The sequence below is a fragment of the Yeosuana aromativorans genome (assembly GCF_014646655.1).
GTDB lineage: Bacteria > Bacteroidota > Bacteroidia > Flavobacteriales > Flavobacteriaceae > Yeosuana > Yeosuana aromativorans.
This window is the reverse complement of sequence record NZ_BMNR01000002.1, coordinates 478,829-502,019: the sequence shown is the minus strand read 5'-3', so window position 1 is coordinate 502,019 and position 23,191 is coordinate 478,829. Positions and strand designations below refer to the sequence as shown.

Genomic DNA, 23,191 nt, shown 5'->3' with positions numbered 1-23,191 from the left:
GACCTGATGTTAAGTATGGAATGGTTTCTTTTATTGATTAGTTAAAACCCTTCATAAACCAGGTACTAAAACATAAGATTATGAATGACTTTTTAAAACAGTGGGGAGAAGGCGCATTTACATCATTAGGCTTCTTCTGGAAATCTGGTTGGGCATTTGTTTTGGGTTATGCAATCAGTGCCATGATTCAATCATTTGTTCCAAAAAAGAAGTTGACCAATTATATTGGTGGATTAAGTGTTAAAAGCGTCTCCTTATCAACGCTATTCGGTGCTATAAGCTCTTCTTGTTCTTTTGCAGCATTGGCAACTGCACGTTCGCTCTTCAAAAAAGGAGCTCATTTTATTACTACAGTTGCTTTTATGTTTGCTTCAACCAATTTAGTAATAGAATTGGGTATTTTAATTTTTATTTTTCTGGGAGCAGAATACGTAGTAGCAGAAATTATTGGTGGATTGGTTCTTATTGTAATAAGTTCGATTCTTATTAAATTAACATATCCCAAACAATGGATAAAAAACGCTCGTGAAAAGTTAGAAAAGGAATCAGATATTAAAGAAGAAGACTTTGATTGGAAAAAGCGCATAAAATCAAAAAAAGGATGGTATATGGTCAGCAAAAGCTATAGTATGGAGTGGGGAATGGCCTGGGAGGATATCTTGATTGGTTTTGTAATTGCAGGATTTGTAGCGGTTTTTGTTCCAGATAGTTTTTGGCAGGCCATATTTCTACAGGATATGGTGCCCATGTCTGGGGAACCTGGATTTTGGATTCGGTTAGAGAATGCAGCGGTGGCTCCTTTTGTAGCTGCCCTTACCTTTATAGGGTCAATGGGAAACATTCCTTTGGCTACAGTACTTGCTGGTTCAGGAGTAGCATTTACCGGAGTAATGGGATTTATATATTCTGATTTGATGGTGCCTCCTTTAGTAGACATGAACAGAAAATATTACGGAATAAAGGTAGCCTTATATATTGCAGGGATCATGTACATAAGTATTTTATTCACGGCCTTAATTTTGGATTATGGGTTTGAACTTTTTGATGCTATACCGGAATCTGTTAAAAAACAAGCCGATGGCAGAACTTTTAAAATAGATTATACGTTCTGGTTTAATATGGTCTTCGCTGTAATAACAAGTGTTTTGGTTTATTACAACATTAAGAAAAAGAAAAAAGATGGAGATTGGAAGGGTTTCAATTTTTTAAAATTAGGTTTCAAACGTTTGATAGTCTATCTATTTGCTTTGATTCTTTTAATAGGATTGGCATTGAAAGCCTTTTTGTGAATACCCAATAGTTGTTGGTATGGATGTTTTATCTAAATAAAAAATGAAAAAGACACTTTATATAAAAAATATGGTATGCAACCGATGCAAGGCAACGGTGAAAAGAGAGTTGGATGCACTGGGTTATAATATAGTTTCACTTAAATTAGGACAGGTAGTTTTTAATGAAAGTATGCCTAAAGATAATTCTAAATTAGAAGAAAATCTTAAAAAACACGGTTTTGAGATTATCAAAGATGAAACAGAAGTATTGATTGAAGAAATAAAGATTGCACTTATAAAAAAAATCGAAAATCAAGACAACTTAAATATTTCTTCTTATTTGTCTAAAAATTTCAACAAATCCTATTCTGCCTTAAGTAAGCTGTTCAGTAAAACTGAAGGTATGACCATTGAAAAATATGAAATTAACCTAAAAATTGAAAAGGTAAAAGAATATATGCAGTTGGGAGAATTAAATTTTTCTGAAATAGCCTATAACCTTAATTATGCGTCAAGTAGCCACTTGGCAAGACAATTTAAAAACATAACAGGCATGTCAATGACCGAATATAAAAACTTGCAACAATGGGAGAGAAAAACCCTTGACCAAATTGTATAAACAATGACCCGAATTATGTAAAGGGAAATAACATGATATGCTTAATTTTAACTAGAGTAAAGTCAAAATAAGTCACGATATAAAGAGTAATCAATAAATTTAAATATTATGAAAACATTAGTAACATTTTTAACGGTAATTGGTCTGTTTACCTTAACAAGCTGCAAACAAGATGCCAATGTAAATGCAATGATGCAAAACCCAGAAATGAGAGGTCAAATGATGCAAAACATCGTAGGTGACCATGATATGATGACAGAATTTATGGGAAAAATGAAAAACAATCCGCGTGCTATGCAAATGATGCAAGGGGATAAAGGAATGATGAATATGATGATGAATAGTGAAGGTATGAATATGATGAATGACAGTATAATGTCAATGAATATGATGCACTCCATGATGAAAGACGAAAAAATGATGACTCACATGATGCAAATGATGCACGATCAAGGCATGATGAGCGATGAGTGTATGAATTCCTGCATCAAGATGATGAGTGCCAAAGGAATGAACACGGGCAATATGCATACAAACTAGAGCACATTTTAAAATCTAGAAATCATGATGTATTTATGGATTATCCCACTAATAATTGTCCTTTAGACAATTTGGTGGTTCGCAAAACAAGAAAAATAGATAAACTCTAAAAAGATGAAACTTTTATTAATCACTTTTATCCTAATAGGATTGGGAATAACGGGAATAGCCATAAAACTTTGGGCCAAAAAAGGAGGTAAGTTTGCCGGAACCTGTGCAAGCCAAAACCCTATGCTCAATAAAAATGGAGAACCATGCAGTATGTGTGGAAAAACTCCCGATCAGTTTAAAGACTGTGATGAACCTAAACGTTCCTAATAGTGAATGTCCCAGTATAAAAAATAGCAAGCTGTGACAGAAAGCCACTTGACCAAAATGTATAGAAAATGGTCCGAAATTGTAAATTGAATTTTGAAAGAAGAATGTTTTTGGGTTGATGGATTAGTAGCCGTGCGTTTTACATTTTTAAATATTGGAAATTTAACATGGTAAATAACAAAAGGTACTAGAACAATTATGAAAGAATGCTGTAAAGAGAATCACCAAAACACCAACAAAAAGTTTAACATAAAGAAATGGCTCAACTATATAGTCTACACGATAATAGCTCTAATAGTTGTTGGTGCATTGGTTAAACAATTGCTTGGTTAGGAGGATAAATCTAAAATTCGCGTCTATTAATTTTAGATAAGCAATTGTATGACCATTAATAACTAGCTATTATTATAGACATAACAATAAAAAGAAGTGAGTGAAACTAGAAGAAATAAAAGAAAGAACAAAAGGAAATCACATAAAACGAAAAGTGATATTTCAAGAAAAGATAAAATTATTGGAATACTCGCCATTATAATTATTCTTTTATTAGGAACTATTGCTGGTTACTATTATTCGCTTTCCAACGCTAGGTAATATTTGTTTTAGTCATAAAGAAAATGAACATTATCCTCAACATAAAAAAAATGGCTTGTCCTAGACGTATTTCGACAGTATCGATTATTTTATAGAAATTAAATATGCTAATTGTTTAGGATTAAAGCTTTTAAATTGCAGTCTATTGGAATTTCGGAAGTTAGAAGTAGAAAATATTAGAGGATGTACGTGAGTTAAGTAAAAGTAAATAGAATAATAAAATATGATGCGTTTTAACCAAAATCCTTTATAATATGATAGGATTTAAATAGACCTTAACATAAAATTAGATAAATAAGATAATGAAACACACTTATAAAATAACAGGAATGACTTGCATGGGTTGTAAAACCAATGTTGAAAGTGCTTTAGGAAGTTTAAAAGAAATTACCCAAGTAACTGCAAATTTAAAAAAGGAAGAAGTTGTTGTTGAAATGACATCCCATATTTCAATAGAAAAATTGCAAGACACCTTATTAAAAGCGGGGTTGCATTATACTATTGAAATGCCCGGACAAGAAAGCAATAAGCAAGAAAACCACAAGCATTCGCATGAAAGTGTAAAGGAAAGCAGTAGCGAGTTTTATTGCCCTATGCATTGCGAAGGAGAGAAAACTTATAAAGAGGCCGGCGATTGCCCAATATGTGGAATGCATTTAGTAGAACAAAAGGCTGAATATACATGCCCAATGCACCCAGAAGTTGTAAGTGATGAGCCAGGGAAATGTCCTAAATGTAAAATGACCTTGGTGCCTAGAGAGTCTTTAGGACTAAAACATGGAAAAACAGAAAGCAAGAAGCATGCAGATGAGCACCAACACAGCCATGGGCCTATAAAAGAAGGCAATGGCGTGTTTTATTGCCCAATGCATTGTGAAGGGGAAAAAACCTATGATAAAGCAGGTAGTTGCCCAAAATGCGGAATGGATTTAATTGAGCAACCAAAATTAGTTAGCGATACCAAATATACATGCCCTATGCATCCCGAAATTATAAAGGATGTACCGGGAAGTTGTCCAATTTGTGGTATGGATTTAATTCCAATGGAGCCCGATGAAAGCGAAGAATTAAAAACATTCAATATGTTGGCAAAAAAAATGAAGATTGCCACTGTTTTCGCTGTGCCTGTTTTATTGATTTCATTAGCCATGTATTTGCCAAAAAACCCATTATTAAGCATTATGCCGCAATATAATTGGGATTGGGTTCAGTTTGCACTAACACTACCAGTAGTTTTTTATGCCTGTTGGATGTTTTTTGAACGCGCATGGAAATCTATTATAACTTGGAATTTAAATATGTTTACCTTGGTTGGCATAGGAACCGGAGCTGCATTTATATTTAGCATTGTCGGTCTTTTATTTCCTGATGTATTTCCTGCCGAGTTTAAAGGCAATAGTGGAGATGTAAGTCTTTATTTTGAAGCCACAGCAGTCATATTAACCTTAGTTTTATTAGGGCAATTATTAGAAGCCAGAGCACATAGCCAAACCAGTGGCGCCATAAAAGAATTGTTAAAACTGGCACCTTCGGAAGCCACTTTAGTAGTGGATGGCGAAGACAAAGTAGTGTCCATTCATGACATTAAAGCCGGGGACTTGTTGCGGGTAAAGCCAGGTGATAAAATCCCCGTGGATGGCGTAATTTTTGAAGGAAAAAGCAGTATTGATGAATCCATGATTACCGGGGAACCAATTCCTGTTGATAAAACAGTGGATGATAAAGTAAGTTCAGGCACCATAAACGGCACACAATCTTTTGTTATGAAAGCGGAACGTGTAGGTTCTGAAACCTTATTATCACAAATTATCCAAATGGTAAATGATGCGAGCCGATCCAGAGCTCCCATTCAAAAATTAGCGGATACCATCTCTAAATATTTTGTCCCCATTGTGGTTTTGGTTTCTATCATAACATTTATTATATGGGCCAATTTTGGCCCAGAACCTGCCATGGTTTATGCCTTTGTTAATGCAGTTGCAGTGCTGATCATTGCTTGCCCATGTGCGTTAGGATTGGCAACACCCATGTCGGTTATGGTAGGTGTTGGCAAAGGTGCCCAAAATGGTGTATTAATAAAAAATGCTGAAGCACTTGAAACCATGAATAAGGTAAATGTTTTAATAACTGATAAAACAGGGACCTTAACCGAAGGAAAGCCCTCGGTTGAAAAGGTATATGCGACGGATGATAAAAATAGCGAATTGTTACAGCAAATAGCTTCTCTAAATCAATATAGTGAACATCCATTGGCGCAAGCCGTTGTAAATTATGCGAAGCAAAATAAAACAAAGCTTATAAAAGTTGATGATTTTGAGGCTGTTGCAGGTAAAGGGGTGATAGGAACCGTTGCTAAAAATAAAGTTGCTTTAGGAAATAAAAAATTGATGGAACAAATAAATGCTTCTGTTTCTAAAGAATTAGAAGCTAAGATTGTTTCACAACAAAAATTAGGTAAAACGGTATCATATATTGCAGTTAATAATGCTGCGGTAGGTTATGTTAGTATTTCGGATGCTATAAAAGAAACAAGTAAAGCAGCTGTTAAATCATTAATGGATAAAGGTGTGGAAGTTATTATGTTAACTGGGGACAATGAAAACACAGCTAAGGCCGTAGCAGACGAGATACATTTAACCAGTTTTAAAGCAAGTTGCTTACCTGAAGATAAATTAGAAGTCATTAAAAAATTGCAAGCTGAAGGTAAAATAGTTGCCATGGCTGGCGACGGTATTAATGATGCGCCCGCGCTTGCCCAATCTAATGTCGGTATTGCTATGGGAACAGGAACAGACGTGGCTATTGAAAGTGCTTCAATGACCTTAGTTAAAGGCGATTTACAAGGAATTGTTAAAGCAAAAAATTTAAGTCATTCCGTGATGAGAAATATCAAGCAAAATTTATTTTTCTCATTTGCTTATAATGTTTTAGGCGTGCCAATTGCTGCAGGTGTCTTATTCCCTGTATTCGGATTGTTATTGTCACCAATTATTGCGGCTTTAGCTATGAGTTTTAGCTCAGTATCTGTAATCACAAACTCTTTGAGGTTGAGAAATGTGAGATTATAAAAGAGATTTAATATGATAAATGTCATTTTTAATTATACATAAAACCTTTAGCTTGCAGGGTAATAATTTTGATAATTCAATTATAATAATCATTAAAAATTAAATATTTAGGGCTCAAATATGAAAAAATTTTTTTCTAACATAGCTGTCTTTTTCTTAATAGCATTGGTGCTGTTTTCATCTGTTTCCTTTACGGTAGAAAAACACTTATGCGGTGGCCATGTTTTTTCTGAATCCTTTTTTGGAAATGCGGAGAAATGTGGAATGGATGAAGGCAAATGTGAGCTAGCAAGTAATATCCCTTCTTATTCAAAAAAAACATGTTGCGAAGAAGAAATTCAACTCAAAAATGGATCAATATTTGAAAAAGAACCAATCTTAAAACTCAATAATCAACAACAAAATTTCATAGTCTTTAATTTAATTGATGCAGTTTTATTTTACCCAAAAGAAAACAGGGCAATCCATTTCAAGAATTACTTTCCACCACCAAATACACATGATTTCAATATTTTATACCAAGTTTTTCGAATTTAATATTCTACTGCTTTTTTAAATCAAACATTCTAGAAACTATTTTGTTTGAACTTCCTTTTACATTATAAATTATAACCGACCAAACTTTAAATACGTTATAATTAATTTTAAAATACATTAAAATGAAAAATATAAAATATTTTTTCGTTACACTATTGTTAATAGCTGTAGCAAGTTGCTCAAATGACACAGCCGAACCAAAAGGCACGCTTTCAGTTAAACTGAGTGATGCACCAATGCATTATGATCAATTCATGTCGGCAAGTGTAACCATTGATAAAATTGAAATCGGCAATAATGCTGATACTAATTCTATGATAAACATCATGAATACACCAATGACATATAATTTATTAGAACTGATAAATGGTATAACTGAAACCATGGCAAATACTGAAATTCCCGTAGGAAATTATGATTTGATGCGTTTATATGTGTCATCTACAGAAATGGTCACTAAAAATGGTGATACGTACACATATAATATGAATCAAGATGGCTATTCTGGTAACGGCATGATGCAAGGTAGGATGATGTTAAATTCAAACAACAAAAGTATTGATATCACTTTAAATAATGCCTTAACTATTACAGAAGGTGGTATGAGCGAGTTTTTGTTAGATATGGATGTTAATCAATCATTTATGCTTGAGGGTGTGAACTTCACTGGATCTGGATCTAATATGATGATGAGTATGAGCGGTTTTACCTTTATGCCAACCATGCGTATTGTGGATATGTCAACGTCTGGAACCATTCACGGCAATGTGCAGGATACTGTTGGAAATTTACCAAATGCTACTATTTCATTGATGCATAATGGAGCACTTTATACCACAACCCATTCTGATGATAATGGAAATTATACGTTTATTGGAATTCCGCAAGGAATGTATACTATTGAAGCTGAATTAGACGGTTATATTATGAACCCTGTTGGAAATGAACAAAATATGGGCGAATTCAATATGATGTCAAATAATACTTTAAATATGAATTTTATTATGATGATTTCTAATTAGATCTTCTGGAAGAAAACAAAAATAATAAATAAAAGAGGTTGTAACTCAAAAAATCAAGATGACTTCTATGTTAAGATATGATAAACATCATATTTTAAAGCCAAATTTTTTCACGTCATTCAGGTATGATATATATCATATTTTACACTCTATTTGGTATAGAAATTTGTACTAAAATTAAAAATCAAAAAATAACTTTAAAATGAAAACGCATAAAATAAGTACTAGAATTTTAAGTTTGATAATTCTATTAATAGTAACATTTAATTTAACTCAAGCCCAAGAGTTTAAATTATTAAAAGAAGAATCATCATTAAAAATTATGGGAACTTCTAGCATACACGATTGGCATGAAGTTGCTGAAGACCAAAGCGGCAAAATAAATTTCAACAACCTTGAAACTGGTCAAATAGAAAAAATCAATATTAATATTGTGGCTGAAAGTTTAAAAAGTGGCAAACGTGGTATGGATAAAAACACTTATAAAGCTTTAAAAACGGATAAGTATAAAACTATTTCATTCCAATTAACTGAAGTTAAAAAAACCATTAGCAAAGATAATGGAGTGTTTGATGTAAATGCCATTGGAGATTTAACCATTGCTGGTGTTAAAAAAACTATCTCTTTAGATTTTACACTTAGTGTTACCGATTCCAAAATTAAACTGACTGGTGAGAAAAAAATTAAAATGACCGAGTTTAATATAGAACCACCAACAGCCTTATTTGGAACAATAACCACCGGCGACGAAATTACCGTTGAATTTTCAACAATATTCAAATAAATCAAAAAAGTAAATAAATAAATTAAATATCAAAACAATTAAACAACAGAAATTATGAACACAAATTTTAAAAAATCAATACTATTGGTGGCCATATTAACAGGATTCGGTTTTTATGCCCAAAACAGAGATTTAAACAATTACAGGTTGCCGGACCAACGTGGCTTAAATGTATTTGAAAGCCCAAAAGACAGTGTGACCAATTTTGATGGGGTGCAAGTAAGAATTGGTGGTGCCTCCACTCTACAATTCCAAGCGCTTGATAACGAGAACTCAGGAGCTATTCCTTTAGGAAAAATAGGAAGCAACTTTAACTTGGCAACGGCTAACTTAGATTTAGATGTTGTATTGGCAGAAGGCGTAAGAATGCACTTAAGAACGTATTTATCATCTAGACACCACAATAATACTTATGTAAAAGGCGGATATTTCCAAATTGATAAATTGGATTTTATTAGTAAAGGATTCTTGGAAGACTTCATGAGCCATGCCACTATTAAAATAGGCCACATGGAAAACAACTATGGCGATGCCCATTTTAGAAGAAGTGATAATGCCCAAGCCATTTACAACCCATTTGTTGGTAACTTAATTATGGATTCATTTACTACAGAGGTTGGTGCTGAGTTGTTGTACAGAACTGATAGTGGATTTTTAGGTATGATTGGTTTTAGCAACGGTAAATTAAACCAAAACGTAAAAGAATCAAATGGAACTACAGGAGGCGCAGCTTTCTTGGCAAAAATTGGATACGACAAACAAATAACTGACGATTTCAGATTCAGGTTAACAGGTTCGTTGTACAACACAGGCTATGCACCAAGTGTATATTTGTACACCGCAGATAGAGCAGGTTCTAGATATTACAGCGTTATGGAAGATGCCACTGCTACAAGCGATAACTTTAGATCTGGTCGTTTTGATCCTGGTTTTAAAAATAAAATCACAGCCGTAATGATAAACCCATTTATTAAATATGGTGGTTTAGAAGCTTTTGGTACAGTTGAATTAACTTCAGGTAGAAGTTTGGCAGAAAGCAGCAGAAGACAAACACAACAATATGCCGGTGAGATTCTTTACAGATTTGGAAATTCTGAAAACTTGTATTTTGGCGGCCGTTACAATACCGTAAATGCTGAACTAGCTAGTGGAGACGATGTAAACATCAATAGATTTCAATTAGGAGCTGGTTGGTTTATGACCAAAAACATCTTGATGAAAGCCGAATATGTAGTTCAAAAATATAAAGATTATCCAGCAGGAAACCTTTTAGAAGATGGTAAATTTAACGGACTCATAGCTGAAGCAGTTATAAGTTTCTAAAAAAATAAGTACAATGGTAAGTCTAAAAGTATAATTATGAGTTAGAAATTTAATTAAAAGACTCGTATACTTTTAGACTTACTTTTTTTAATTATTAAAACCTGAAAACCATTAGTTAATAAATAAGGACATGAAAAAGATTCTATTTTTTATCTCTATTTTAGCAACATTGGCTTTTACAAATGCGTTTGTTGGAAGTACGTCTGTTTTAATAGCACCCACCAGCAAAATTCTTATTAAAGGAAAAACAAATATCAGTACATTTAAGTGTCAATACAATGTCTCAAAATTGAATAAACCTATTCCTGTTTTTTTTAGGAAATATAAAGATGAGATTATTTTTGATAAAACAACCTTAGTATTAGATAATGCTAATTTTGATTGTGGAGGAACAGGAATAAACAATGATTTTCAAAAACTTTTAAAATCGGAAACTTACCCACACATATTCATTAAATTAAAGGAAATAAGTGAAGACCCAAATAATGAAAATCGAATCCAAGCACTATTGGATATAGAGATTGCAGGTATTACAAGATCTTATAGCATACCTATCGAATTTGAAGGTGAAGACACATTACTTATTAAAGGTATATTGAGTTTAAATCTTCGTGATTTTAATTTAGAGCCACCAAAAAAAGCCTTTGGGCTCATAGTCGTAAAAGATACTATTGATATTAATTTTCAACTGAGAGTTGAAGAATATTAAATTTACTTTTAAAATCTTAAAAGAGCCGAAGTAATTACTTCAGCTCTTTTTGTATTTTCTAATTTTAGTTACCAAGAACTATAAATTCAGTTTTATTGGATAGAGCCGAGAAAGTGTTCTTCAAAGAGTTTTTCGTCAAAATAATGATTGGAGTCAAAATTACCGTTTCATTTGTTTGGACAAATATTGGTAAAAAGCAATTATTATACATAAAACAATTATATTACATGGGTATGATATAGATAGTGCAAGGATGGCTACGAAATAGATAGGTATATGGGATAGTTCTATTTTTTATCTTTTTCTATTGCTCCATGTTTTGATTTGTGATTTAATCAAAATTTCATAAGTTTTTGTTCATAGGGATTTTATTTATTTGCACAACCATTGCATTGAATAATTTATATCTTTGCCACAATGAAATTTTCAGCATTCATATTAGCATTATACATCTTCTCGCTTAATTTAGCTCCTTGCGAAGATAATGGTATGCTCAACAACGAAGTTAAAACTGAGATTTCTCAGAGTCCAAACAACGACCATCAACATCAAGGATTGGATTTATGTTCGCCCTTTTGTATATGCCATTGCTGCCAAGTTCATGTAACACATTTTGAGGTTATTGAATTTGCAGTAGCATCAACTGATATTTCTACAATAGTGTTTTACCACTTTAAAGGTCTGGAAAAGGACTTTAGTGCCTCCATCTTACAACCACCACAGGTATAATGAATACCTGCAAATGCAGGTATTTTATAAATTCAAGTCGCCAATAACAGCTATTGGTTACTATTCTTTATTTATAAATTCATTATAACTATTATTCCATGATTAATAAAATCATTTCATTTTCCATTAATAATAAATTTATTATTGGCTTATTTATAGTGGCACTTGTTGGTACGGGCATTTGGTCTATGACCACTATAAACCTGGGTTCTGTACCCGATATAACAAACAACCAAGTACAAGTAATAACCGTAGCGCCAAACCTTGGCACAGAAGATATTGAACAATTTGTAACCTATCCTGTTGAGTTGGCTATGGCAAACCTCCCTGATGTTATAGAACTGCGTTCTGTGTCCCGTTTTGGTCTGTCCGTAGTAACCATAGTTTTTAAGGATGAGGCAGGAACCTATCTCCCAAGACAGTTGGTACAGGAAAAGCTAGCAGATGTTAGCTCAGAAATACCCGAAGGTTTCGGAAAGCCCTTTATGGCACCAATAACGACAGGTTTGGGTGAAATATTTCAATATACGCTAAAAGTTAAAGAGGGCTATGAAGACAAATATGATGCGATGGAACTTCGTACCATACAAGATTGGATTGTAAAACGCCAAATGGCATTGGTTCCTGGCGTGGTAGAGGTAAATGCATTTGGAGGTTTTGTTAAGCAATATGAGGTTGCTATCAACCCAGATAAATTAAAAAGTTTCGGTATCACCATGAACCAAGTCTTTGAAGCTCTAAAAGTGAACAACGCCAATACGGGAGGTGCTTATATCGAAAAAAACCATCAGGCTAATTTTATTAGAGGTGAAGGATTGGCACGTAGTTTAAAAGACTTGGAAAACACCGTGGTGACCACGCAAAATGGAAGCCCAATTTTAATTCGTGATGTGGCTGAAAAAGTAGGTTTCGGAAATCAGGTACGTTATGGTGCATTCACCCAAGATGGCCACGAATCAGTAGGTGGACAAATACTTATGCTTAAGGGACAAAGCCCAAGCAATGTTATAAACAATGTACAAAAGCGTATTGATGAAATTCAAAAATCGCTGCCAGAAGGGGTTTATATAGAACCTTTTTTGAGTAGAAGTGAGCTGATTGCAAGAACAACGAGTACCGTGGAAAAAAACCTTATAGAGGGCTCATTGATTGTGATTTTTGTTTTGGTGCTGCTATTGGGAAGTTTCCGAGGTGGTTTGATAACAGCTTCGGTAATTCCTTTATCGCTTTTGTTTGCATTTATTTTGATGAAACAGTTTGGTGTATGGGCTAATTTAATGTCTCTTGGAGCTATAGACTTTGGGATTATAGTAGATGGTGCCGTAATTATAGTGGAAGGCATGGTACTCCAAATCCATCAACGTTTGAAAAAATCCAAGACCCTCATTGGACAAGCAGAAATGGATGAAATTGCCTATGATTCAGGGAGTACCATGATGAATTCGGCCTTTTTTGGGCAGTTGATCATCTTAATTGTATTTACACCTATTCTGTTTTTAACTGGAGTTGAAGGGAAAATGTTCCGTCCTATGGCATTTACTTTTGGTTTTGCAGTTTTGGGAGCCATAATTCTATGTCTTACTTATGTGCCGATGGCGGCTGCTCTGTTTTTAAAACCTGCTCAAAACCCAAATAATTGGTTCGCAAAGTTTGAAAACAATATTGATAAGTTTAGCGATAAGATAATGTCTGCATTGAACCGGGCCTATAAGCCATTGTTAACGTTTGCACTTCGGTTTAAGGCTGGAATCCTGATTGGTGCTATTGGATTGTTAGTTGTTGCCGGTTTTGTTTTTAGTAATATGGGTGGAGAATTCATCCCGAAATTGGACGAAGGTGATATTGCCATGCAGGCATTGATAAAACCTGGAAGTAGCCTTACTGAATCTATTGAGGCTTCAAAAAAAATTCAAAACATTGTAAAGCAGTTTCCAGAAGTAAAAACGATGGTCTCAAGAATTGGTGTGGCAGAAATCCCAACCGATCCAATGCCCATGGATATTGCCGATAGCTATATTATTCTGGAAAAAGATAAGAGCAAATGGACTACCGCGGAAACTAAAGAGGAACTAATTGAAAAGATAAAAGAAAAAATATCCGTTATTCCAGGAGTAAACTTTGTGTTTACACAACCCGTAGAACTCCGTTTTAATGAGTTGTTAACGGGAGTACGTGAAGATGTTGCGATAAAACTGTACGGTGAGGATTTAGGTGTTTTGGCCAAAAAAATAGAAGAGATTGCTGCTGTAGTAAGAACGGTACAAGGTGCTGGCGATGTACGTATAGAGGCCACCAGTGGTTTACCACAAATGACAGTGGTCTACAACCGGGCAAAAATGGCACAGTATGGCGTAACCATTGATAAGTTAAATGATTATGTAAGTGCTGCCTTTGCTGGTGAACAGGCCGGTGTGATTTTTGAAGGTGAAAAAAGGTTTGATGTGGTCATTCGATTGGCGGAAGGATACCGTAAGGACATTAACAATCTTAAGGACCTCTATATCGATTTGCCTAATGGCAACCAAGTGCCTTTAAAGGAATTGGCAGATATCAGTTATAAACCGGGCCCAATGCAAATTTCAAGGGACAATACCTATCGCCGTATTTCAGTAGGCGTAAATGTACGTGGTCGTGATGTAAAATCCATGGTCGAGGAAATCCAGCAAAAACTTGAAAGGGAAGTGAAACTGCCCCCAGGCTATTATGTAACCTATGGTGGTTCTTTTGAAAATCTTCAACGAGCATCAGCCCGTTTAATGATTGTAGTACCTATTGCCCTTGCGCTCATATTTATATTGCTCTATTTTGCATTAAACTCGTTTTCACAATCGGTTATGATATATATGGCGGTGCCTTTGGCCGCTATTGGAGGTGTCTTTGCACTATTGATACGGGGTATGCCTTTTAGTATTTCGGCAGGTGTTGGTTTTATTGTGCTCTTTGGGGTTGCGGTTTTAAACGGATTGGTACTGATAAACAAATTCAATGAACTAAAAGAAAGTGGAATGACAAATTTAAAAGCCAGAATATACGAAGCCACCTACGAGCGTTTACGCCCAATTTTGCTGACGGCTACCGCGGCCATTATGGGCTTTATCCCAATGGCGGTTTCTACCTCTGGAGGTTCGGAAGTACAACGGCCATTGGCAACAGTGGTTATTGGAGGCTTGATTACTGCAACGTTTTTGACCCTTGTTGTGATTCCGGTATTATATTATTGGCTGGAATCCCAAAAAGAAAAGAATGAAAATGGTGGAGACGTAAGTTACATCAAGAAAAGTACAACGGTTATTATTGTTTTATTGAGTTTGGGAGGATTTTTGACATCAAATTCCGCTACCGCACAGGACAACCAAATGGCCCAGACCATTACCTTGGAAGAAGCTATTGCAATGGCAAAAGAGAATTACCCTTCTCTTAAGGAAAGTCAAGCGTTTATTGATAGAGAAAAGGCGATGAAAGGAACAAGCTTTGACCTTGGAAGTACCCAAGTATTTACTGGTAAAGAGGAATATGGCAATAATCTTCCAGGAATACAGACCACTATCGGTGTACAACAGGGAAATATAGATTTGCTTTCCGGTTTTTCAAAAGTTAAGTTTTATAAAGAGCGTGTTTCTTTGGGAGAAAAATTCTATGTGTTGAACGAAAAACAACTGATTCGCAATGTGATGCAAGCGTATGACCAAATAAACTATAGCAAAGCCCAATTGCGTTTTGCTAAAGAATTGGATAGTGTTTACACCAATTTTAAGTCTGCGGCCGAATTGCGATATGAAACAGGAGAGACAGGAAAGTTGGAATTTATTGCAGCGTCTTCTGAATATCAACAAATACAAGTGTTAAGGCAACAGGCCTATGATGATATTGAAATTGCCAAGCGTGCCCTAAAGCAGTATTTGGGTATGGAGGATACCTTTGAAACTGAAGAAGGACAATATAAAATATTGACTTTTATGGGTACTAGAGATTCAATTTCGGTAGAGAATAATCCAATATTGCAATTTGCCTTGCAAAACACTAAAGTAAGCCAAGCGAATGTTGGAGTTGAAAAATCACAGTTTTTGCCTAAGTTCAGTTTCAGCTTCGGAAAACAGGTAGTTGATGATGTATCTGGTTTTAATACCTTACAGGCGGGAATTACTATTCCATTATGGTTTTTTCCACAGAAATCTAGGGTAAAGGCGGCTAAAGCAGATGCTATGATAGTCGAGAATCAATATTTGGAACAAAAAGCCGTAACCGAAAGTAGGGTTTCCCAACTATTAAAATCATTGGAAAAGACAAAAAAAACCCTTGATTATTATGAGGAAGGTGCCTTGCTATTGGCGGAAGAACAAATAGCTACGGCAGAACTGGCATCTAAAGAAGGTGAAATAGATTATGTGAATTATATTACCATACTCAATAGTGCCATCAAAATCAAGCAAAACCATTTGCAATATGTTAATCAGTTCAACCAACAAACCATTGAGTTACAATATCAATTGGGTAATCTATAACCTTAAAAAAAGAGAAATGAAAAATATAATAAGTATATCAACTGTAGTTTTAATGCTTATGTTTATAAGCTGCAACAAACACCAAAAGTCTGAATTGGGGCATAATGAGAGTGAAAATGTTAAAACGGAAAATACAGGAAATAGAGAAGGTGCACATGGTGAAGAAGGTGACCACGAAGGAGAGGAAGGTGTGGTGGAAATATCAACCATGCAGGCCGAAACCATTGGTTTAGAAGTGAAACCATTAGAGCAAAGAAGCATGGGAAACACCATAAAGGTTACGGGTCAATTGGAATTGTTCCCACAGGATAGAGCAAACATTAGCCCGTTTGTAGGAGGTAATGTTAGAGCGATTCATGTTATTGAAGGCGATAAGGTAAAAAAAGGCCAAGTATTGGCATACCTAGAACATCCTGACATTATCAGTATGCAACAGGATTTTCAGGAAAAAAACAACGAACTCGTTTTCCTAAAGCAGGACTTTGAGCGTAAACAAACCTTATATGAAAAAGGGGTGTCTTCTGGTAAGGAGTATCAAATGGCCCAATCCAAATTTCGTTCTACAACGTCCAGTGTCAATGCATTAAAAGCAAAGTTACATCTGTTAGGTTTGAATATTGATAAGATAGCTAAGGGTAAAATTTATTCGGCTATACCCATAACGACACCAATTGATGGTTTTGTAGATGAAGTTATTGTAAGTCTTGGTGATTATGTTGCTCCACAGACCAAGATGTTTACGGTTAGCAATATTACAAAGATCCACGCCGACTTTAAAGTGTATGAAAAAGATATCTATAAAGTAAAAGAAGGGCAAGAAATATACTTTGCTGTGGCTTCAAAACCTGACGAGCTTTTAAAGGCTAAAATACATGCCATTGGTAAGACCTTTGAAACTGACCCTAAAGCATTGCATTTGCATGCAGATGTACACAATGAGGATAAAGAACTCCTGCCTGGAATGTATGTTGAAGGTAGAATTGTTCAAGGTGAAAAAATGGTCTATGTGGTCCCGGAAGAAGCCATTATCAAAGAGGGTGAACAGTCTTTTGTTTTTATATTGGACAAAGATGTTAAAGCAGAAGAAAATAAATTGAGGTATAAGATGACACCAGTAAGTACAGGTATCACTGATTTGGGCTTTGTAGAAGTCAACTTTCCCACCAATGTTTCAAAAGATGCTAAAGTAGTCACCAAAGGGGCCTATACCCTGTCATCCGAAAGAATAAAAGGGGAATTGGAGCACGAAGATTAGATTAAAAATGTAAACAAAGATTTTGATTCCGGGTTTGTTCTTGGTCTTAATTAGTTAAAAATCATAGACAAACTCGGTTCAAAATCATAAAATATTAAAATATGAAAGAAATAAAAGCATTTGTAAAACCGAACAGGATACATGAAATAATTGAAGCGTTGACCGATAATGGGTTTAAAAGCATGACCCTTTCACAAGCTGAGGGCACTGGGGCATTTAAGGCAAAAGGAGCAAGGCCTTCCCTTGATTTCCATGTAACGGACAGTCCTGTGGTTAAAATAGAATTGGTTTGCCAAAATGAAGAGGCACAAGCAGCTATTGATATAATTTTGGCACATGGTAAGACAGAAGAACCGGGAGATGGCATTATTTATTTGTCAAACATAGAGGACGCCTTTCAAATTAAAACGGGGGAATCCTTAAAAAGCCATAATTTGTAGTGCAATGGACGTATTGGAGAAAATAATGGAGAACAGTAATGTAAAACCAACGGCCATGCGTTTGTTGGTTTTACAGTATCTTTTGAACAAGAATGTGGCTGTCAGTTTGACAAATATTGAAGATTATTTTGATAATTCCGATAGGACTACATTGTACCGTACCTTAAAGACCTTTGTTGAAAACCGCATTGCACATCAAATTGATGATGGTACAGGTGTAACCAAATATGCATTGTGTGAAGAGCACTGTAATTGTGAAATAGATACAGACCTGCACTTGCATTTTCACTGCAACAATTGCAATGAAACCATTTGTTTGACCGAGCATAAAATACCACACATCAGCTTACCGGAAGGCTACGTGGCAGAAAATGTAAACTTGGTTGTAAAAGGTGTATGTGATAAATGCAGTGGGCAATAATGCACTTCCATTGCACTGTTTTTATTTGCATTTTTGTGTTTATTAATTGGATTAGCAATATTTATTCATGGTTGGCTCGGTATCAAAAACTAAACCTCAAAAAAATAAATCGACTGTGAATGTGAGATAGAAGTCAAAACAAAATTTTTTCAATCGAAAATTTTTTTAAGTATAGTTACTGTGTTTGCGGTTGTTATGTTAGTCTTCCCTTATTATTAAGGTGTTTTTTACTCAAACACAGAAAAACAAACAAACGTAGTTGACAAATCAGATATTAAAACGGTTGAATTTAAAATCTCAACGGTATGACCTAAGAGAGTTGTGAAGACCACTTAAACCACAAAGTAAGTGAACTTGATTGAATTGTGAATTCGAAAGCCTCCTACGAAGACAGAAAAGCAATCATTGATTTTGACAAAACCAAAACCAATGAATCAGAAATAGAGAAAGCAATAAACTCAACAGGCTACATGGTAACAAGCAAAAATGAAAACTAATGGAAATCCAATTAAAATCTGAAATTACTTGTCCAAACTGCGGGCATAAGAAAGTTGAGGTAATGCCAACAAATGCTTGTCAATTTTTTTACGAGTGTGAAAATTGCAAAACGGTTTTAAAACCAAAAAAAGGTGATTGTTGTGTGTATTGCTCATATGGTACAGTTCCTTGTCCATCAATTCAACAAAACAAAAGTTGTTGCTAAAAATAAATGATTTATGAAAAAAAAGAAAGTTAATTTAAGAGATTTAAAACCAGATTCGGAAGAAAGACATAATCACGATAAAACATCCAATAATTTCAAGGCATATATTCCAGCAATTATAAGTTTTGCAATGCTTATCATTGGGATAGTATTAGATTATGTTGATACATCTTTTTTTAGAGATTGGATACGAATTATTTGGTATGGCATAGCGTATTTACCCGTTGGATTTCCAGTAGTAAAAGAAGGTTGGGAAAGTATTAAAAAAGGTGATGTATTTACGGAGTTTTTTTTAATGTCCATAGCTACCATTGGTGCGTTTGCTATTGGCCAATATCCCGAAGGTGTCGCTGTAATGCTTTTCTATGCAGTTGGTGAACTATTCCAAAACGCAGCGGTTAAAAGAGCAAAAGGAAATATTAAAGCATTGTTGGATGTTAGGCCAAAAGAAGCTAATGTGTTTCGTGATGGTGATTATAGAAGTATTTCACCGGAAGAAGTAAACATTGGAGAGAAAATACAGATTCGGGTAGGTGAAAAAATTCCGTTGGATGGTATTTTATTATCTGAAAAAGCATCATTAAACACAGCAGCTTTAACAGGAGAAAGCAAACCCGATTCGGTAATTAAAGACGCCAAAGTGTATGCAGGAAGTATCAATTTAGAAAGTGTTATTGAGGTTGAAGTCACCAGTAAGTTTGAAGATAGCTCTATTGCCAGAATTTTGGAAATGGTTCAAAACGCTACGGCACGTAAATCAAAAACGGAATTATTTATCAGACAGTTTGCACGCGTCTATACACCAATTGTTGTGTTTTTAGCTATTGGTGTTACATTTATTCCTTACCTTTTTGTAGATGATTATGTCTTTAGAGATTGGTTATACAGAGCCTTAATTTTCTTGGTAATTTCTTGCCCATGTGCGTTAGTAATTTCTATTCCATTAGGTTATTTTGGTGGATTGGGAGCAGCTTCAAAGAATGGTATTTTGTTTAAAGGAGCTTCCTTTTTAGATGCCATGGCCAAAATTAATATGTTGGTAATGGACAAAACAGGTACGGTTACCAAGGGTGTTTTCAAAATCAAGGAAATTAAAACCATCAATTGGAATGAAAAAGAATTTATGAAATACTTAATGGCTATGGAAGCACAATCTACACATCCTATTGCAAAAGCCATTATGGAGTATAAAGAAAATAGCAAAGATTTTGAAGTGGAAAAAGTTTCAGAAATTGCAGGTAAAGGCTTAAAAGGCAATGTAAATGGGAAGACTGTTTTAGTGGGTAATAAAGCTTTAATGCTTGCAAATAATATTAAGTTTCCAAAGGAAACAGAATCTATTGTAGAATCCATTGTATTGGTAGCAATCGATAATGATTTTGCTGGTTATGTAGTGATTGCTGACGAATTGAAAGAAGATGCTAAACTCACTATTACAGCATTGCGCAAAGTCGGCATCAAAAACATAATGATGCTTTCAGGTGATAAAGATTCCATTACGCAACAAATAGCTTCTGGGTTAGGCATTGAAAAAGCCAAAGGAGGTTTGTTACCAGAAGACAAATTAAATGAAGTTGAAACCTTAAAGAAAAACCCACAGAACAAGGTAGCGTTTATAGGTGATGGTATCAATGACGCTCCAGTTTTAGCAGCAAGTAACGTTGGTATTGCAATGGGTGGTTTAGGAAGTGATGTGGCCATTGAAACAGCAGATGTCATCATCCAAACTGACCAACCTTCAAAAATTGTTAGAGCCATAAAAATTAGCCGCTCCACCCGAAAAATTGTATGGCAGAATATTATATTGGCTTTTGGGGTTAAATTAGTTGTCTTGATTTTAGGTGCAGGAGGTTTAGCGACCATGTGGGAAGCTGTTTTTGCAGATGTAGGTGTGGCATTATTAGCAATTTTAAATGCAGTTAGATTGCAGAATATGAAATGGAAATAATGAAAATATTGACCCAAAGCTGCAGAAATTGAAGGGGTCACAAAGTTTAAAAACCAGCTAAAAAAAACATAAAAAAAAGATAATGTGGAAGGTGTCCCATAAGTCTTTAAAATTATTATTAAGAATTATTCTAAATAATTTGGAGTATTGAAATTGCCCTAATATATTTGCATTATTATTTTTATTTAATCTAAATAAAATAATTATTGTAAAATCAAATTATAGAAAAATGAATTTCAAAAAGCTCCTTTGTATTCCGGTCATTTTATTAGTTAGTCATTCAACCATTGCACAGAAGAGAGACAGTATCATTGGTTTAAACGAAGTAATTATCAGGGGTTACAAAACAGTCAATGGTGTTGGGCATCTTCCAGAAACCAAAGACGGCATTGTATACGCAGGTAAAAAAAATGAAGTTATCCTCGTCGATAGTCTGGATGCCAATAAGGCACTCAACAATACACGGCAAATTTTAGGGAGAGTACCAGGGCTAAATATTGTAGAAACAGAAACAGGCGGGTTTACTGCCAACGGGATTGCAACACGTGGTTTGAACCCTGTGCAGAGCATTGAAATGAATACGAGGCAAAATGGTTATAATATCAGTGCCGATGTTTACGGATATAATGAAGCGTATTATCTTCCACCAATGGAAGCGGTTAAAAGTATAGAACTGGTTCGTGGCGCTGCATCATTACAGTTTGGCTCTCAATTTGGTGGATTGGTCAATTATGTAATCGAAGATGCACCCAAAAACAAGCCCTTTGAATTTGTGACTTCACAGACCTTGGGGAGTTTCGGTTTGTATAATTCCTTCAATTCTGTAGGTGGCAACTACAAAAAAATAAGTTACTATGGCTTTTTGCAGTACCGATATATGGACGGATACAGGCCAAATAGCCAACAATCGCAACTTTCGGGTTATGGCAAGGTGCAATACAATCATTCGGACAAATTAAATTTCGGGGTTGAGTACTCATTGCTTCGTAATAAAATCAAGATGCCGGGTGGATTGACCGACGAACAGTTTAGTAAGAACCCCGAACAATCGACAAGATCAAGAAACTGGCTAAAGACCCCTTGGAACATTATCACGGCATACGCCAATTATATCCCATCCAAAACCACAGTCATAAGCCTAAAATCAACCTATCTTTTTGGGAGCCGTTCCATAGTATGGCGGAACGAGGATGGCGGTGCCGCTGCCGTTGATGATATAGACCCAGTAACAAACCAATATGTGCCACGCGAAGTGGGCAAACAGGATTTTAACAACTCCACGACAGAATTGAGGATATCAAAACAATACAATATAGGAAACAACAAAGCTACTGTGGCTGGAGGTGTTCGTTTTAGTTACGGTTGGTTCAAGCGATTAGGTGGTGGCGAGGGAACAACGGATAGCGATTTCGATTTATCCATAACCGGTAATTGGGGATACGATTTGGATTTTACGACTATTAATCTCGCACCTTTTGTCGAAAATATTTTTAGGCTCGGTGATAGGTTTAGTGTTACACCAGGTTTTAGATTTGAATATTTAAATAGTACGGCAAAGGGCTACAAAACGGAGGATGGTGTGAAAATAAATTCAAAAGAAAGCCGTGATAGGTACATACCATTGGCAGGTCTGGGTCTGGAATACAAAACTTCCAGAAATACCAACATCTACGGAAATATAAGTCAGGCATATCGCCCAATAGATTACGGCGAATTAGAGCCATTTGGAACCACCTCTAGAATTGACCCAAATCTAAAGGATGCATCCGGTTATAATGCCGATTTGGGATATAGAGCAACCATTAAGAATTATTTGAATTTTGATATTGGTGCGTTTTATTTGGCCTATAACGATAGAATTGGAACGGTATTAAAAAATGATCCGGTCACAAATGAAGAATACACTTTAAGAACCAATGTTGCCAATAGTGTCCATAAAGGAATTGAGAGTTATGTAGAGTTCAATCTATTGAAATTCATAAACCAAGAATCAGAATTTGGTTTAAGTATCTTCAACTCCTTCGCCTATATTGATGCTAAATACACCAGTGGAGAATTTAAGGGAAACCGTGTGGAAACCGCCACAGAAACCATTAACCGTGTTGGGTTAATTTTCAATAACGAAAGGTTTTCAACAACCTTTCAGGTAAATTCTGTAGGCGATGCCTTTGGCGACGCCACAAATACAAGACAAAGCGATGGTGCCGTTGCGGGCTACATTCCTGCCTATACGGTTTTGGATTTGAGTGCAAGTTATAGAATCAAAAACTTTGTATTAAAACTTGGGGCAAACAATCTGACCGACAAGCAATATTTTACCAGAAGAGCGGATGAATATCCCGGCCCAGGGATCATACCCTCGGTTGGCAGGAGTTTATATGCGGGTTTTACCGCTAAATTCTAAAGTG

General features: G+C 35.2%; 19 protein-coding genes. All 19 read left to right on the top strand.

The features are described 5' to 3' along the window. Window positions 1-80: 80 nt before the first annotated feature. Window positions 81-1,289 (top strand): permease, encoded by a 1,209-nt coding sequence (locus IEW94_RS05520; RefSeq protein ID WP_166961754.1) that lies wholly within the window; start codon window positions 81-83, stop codon window positions 1,287-1,289. Between the two features lie 43 nt (window positions 1,290-1,332). Then, entirely contained in the window at window positions 1,333-1,890 is a 558-nt protein-coding gene (locus tag IEW94_RS05515; protein ID WP_166961757.1) for an AraC family transcriptional regulator, read from the top strand. A 108-nt stretch (window positions 1,891-1,998) separates the two neighbouring features. Further along, on the top strand, window positions 1,999-2,430 hold the full coding sequence (locus IEW94_RS05510; protein ID WP_166961760.1) for a hypothetical protein: 432 nt from the start codon (window positions 1,999-2,001) through the stop codon (window positions 2,428-2,430). A gap of 114 nt (window positions 2,431-2,544) precedes the next feature. Beyond that, window positions 2,545-2,748 (top strand): membrane or secreted protein, encoded by a 204-nt coding sequence (locus tag IEW94_RS05505; protein ID WP_166961763.1) that lies wholly within the window; start codon window positions 2,545-2,547, stop codon window positions 2,746-2,748. An 896-nt stretch (window positions 2,749-3,644) separates the two neighbouring features. Then, window positions 3,645-6,410, top strand: a complete 2,766-nt coding sequence (locus IEW94_RS05500) for a heavy metal translocating P-type ATPase (protein ID WP_166961766.1) — start codon at window positions 3,645-3,647, stop codon at window positions 6,408-6,410. Window positions 6,411-6,530: 120 nt separating this feature from the next. Beyond that, window positions 6,531-6,947 carry an HYC_CC_PP family protein gene (locus tag IEW94_RS05495; protein ID WP_188650819.1) on the top strand — a complete coding sequence of 139 codons (417 nt, stop codon included), beginning with the start codon at window positions 6,531-6,533 and terminating at the stop codon, window positions 6,945-6,947. Between the two features lie 122 nt (window positions 6,948-7,069). Beyond that, window positions 7,070-7,969 (top strand): DUF4382 domain-containing protein, encoded by a 900-nt coding sequence (locus IEW94_RS05490; protein WP_188650817.1) that lies wholly within the window; start codon window positions 7,070-7,072, stop codon window positions 7,967-7,969. Window positions 7,970-8,171: 202 nt separating this feature from the next. Then, on the top strand, window positions 8,172-8,753 hold the full coding sequence (locus IEW94_RS05485) for a YceI family protein (RefSeq protein WP_188650815.1): 582 nt from the start codon (window positions 8,172-8,174) through the stop codon (window positions 8,751-8,753). 54 nt (window positions 8,754-8,807) lie between these two features. Continuing rightward, complete coding sequence (locus IEW94_RS05480; RefSeq protein ID WP_166961778.1) at window positions 8,808-10,076, top strand: hypothetical protein; 1,269 nt, start codon at window positions 8,808-8,810, stop codon at window positions 10,074-10,076. A gap of 130 nt (window positions 10,077-10,206) precedes the next feature. Continuing rightward, the gene (locus tag IEW94_RS05475; protein WP_166961781.1) at window positions 10,207-10,785 is read left to right on the top strand and encodes a YceI family protein; all 579 of its coding nucleotides are present in this window, start codon (window positions 10,207-10,209) and stop codon (window positions 10,783-10,785) included. A 417-nt stretch (window positions 10,786-11,202) separates the two neighbouring features. Continuing rightward, window positions 11,203-11,514, top strand: a complete 312-nt coding sequence (locus IEW94_RS05470) for a DUF6660 family protein (RefSeq protein WP_166961784.1) — start codon at window positions 11,203-11,205, stop codon at window positions 11,512-11,514. Window positions 11,515-11,612: 98 nt separating this feature from the next. Continuing rightward, window positions 11,613-16,016 (top strand): CusA/CzcA family heavy metal efflux RND transporter, encoded by a 4,404-nt coding sequence (locus IEW94_RS05465; RefSeq protein ID WP_188650813.1) that lies wholly within the window; start codon window positions 11,613-11,615, stop codon window positions 16,014-16,016. 16 nt (window positions 16,017-16,032) lie between these two features. After that, the gene (locus tag IEW94_RS05460; protein WP_188650811.1) at window positions 16,033-17,271 is read left to right on the top strand and encodes an efflux RND transporter periplasmic adaptor subunit; all 1,239 of its coding nucleotides are present in this window, start codon (window positions 16,033-16,035) and stop codon (window positions 17,269-17,271) included. Between the two features lie 101 nt (window positions 17,272-17,372). Then, window positions 17,373-17,711 carry a P-II family nitrogen regulator gene (locus IEW94_RS05455; RefSeq protein WP_188650809.1) on the top strand — a complete coding sequence of 113 codons (339 nt, stop codon included), beginning with the start codon at window positions 17,373-17,375 and terminating at the stop codon, window positions 17,709-17,711. Window positions 17,712-17,715: 4 nt separating this feature from the next. Then, window positions 17,716-18,132 (top strand): Fur family transcriptional regulator, encoded by a 417-nt coding sequence (locus IEW94_RS05450; protein ID WP_188650806.1) that lies wholly within the window; start codon window positions 17,716-17,718, stop codon window positions 18,130-18,132. Between the two features lie 365 nt (window positions 18,133-18,497). Further along, window positions 18,498-18,629 carry a hypothetical protein gene (locus tag IEW94_RS17045; RefSeq protein WP_444545772.1) on the top strand — a complete coding sequence of 44 codons (132 nt, stop codon included), beginning with the start codon at window positions 18,498-18,500 and terminating at the stop codon, window positions 18,627-18,629. After that, window positions 18,629-18,835: a GDCCVxC domain-containing (seleno)protein gene (locus tag IEW94_RS16900; protein WP_229669463.1), complete on the top strand. Its 207-nt coding sequence runs from the start codon at window positions 18,629-18,631 to the stop codon at window positions 18,833-18,835. The genes IEW94_RS17045 and IEW94_RS16900 overlap by 1 nt, the downstream gene beginning before the upstream one ends. Before the next feature lie 13 nt (window positions 18,836-18,848). Continuing rightward, window positions 18,849-20,783, top strand: a complete 1,935-nt coding sequence (locus tag IEW94_RS05440) for a heavy metal translocating P-type ATPase (protein ID WP_188650804.1) — start codon at window positions 18,849-18,851, stop codon at window positions 20,781-20,783. 229 nt (window positions 20,784-21,012) lie between these two features. Next, window positions 21,013-23,187: a TonB-dependent receptor family protein gene (locus IEW94_RS05435; RefSeq protein ID WP_188650802.1), complete on the top strand. Its 2,175-nt coding sequence runs from the start codon at window positions 21,013-21,015 to the stop codon at window positions 23,185-23,187. Window positions 23,188-23,191 lie beyond the last annotated feature (4 nt).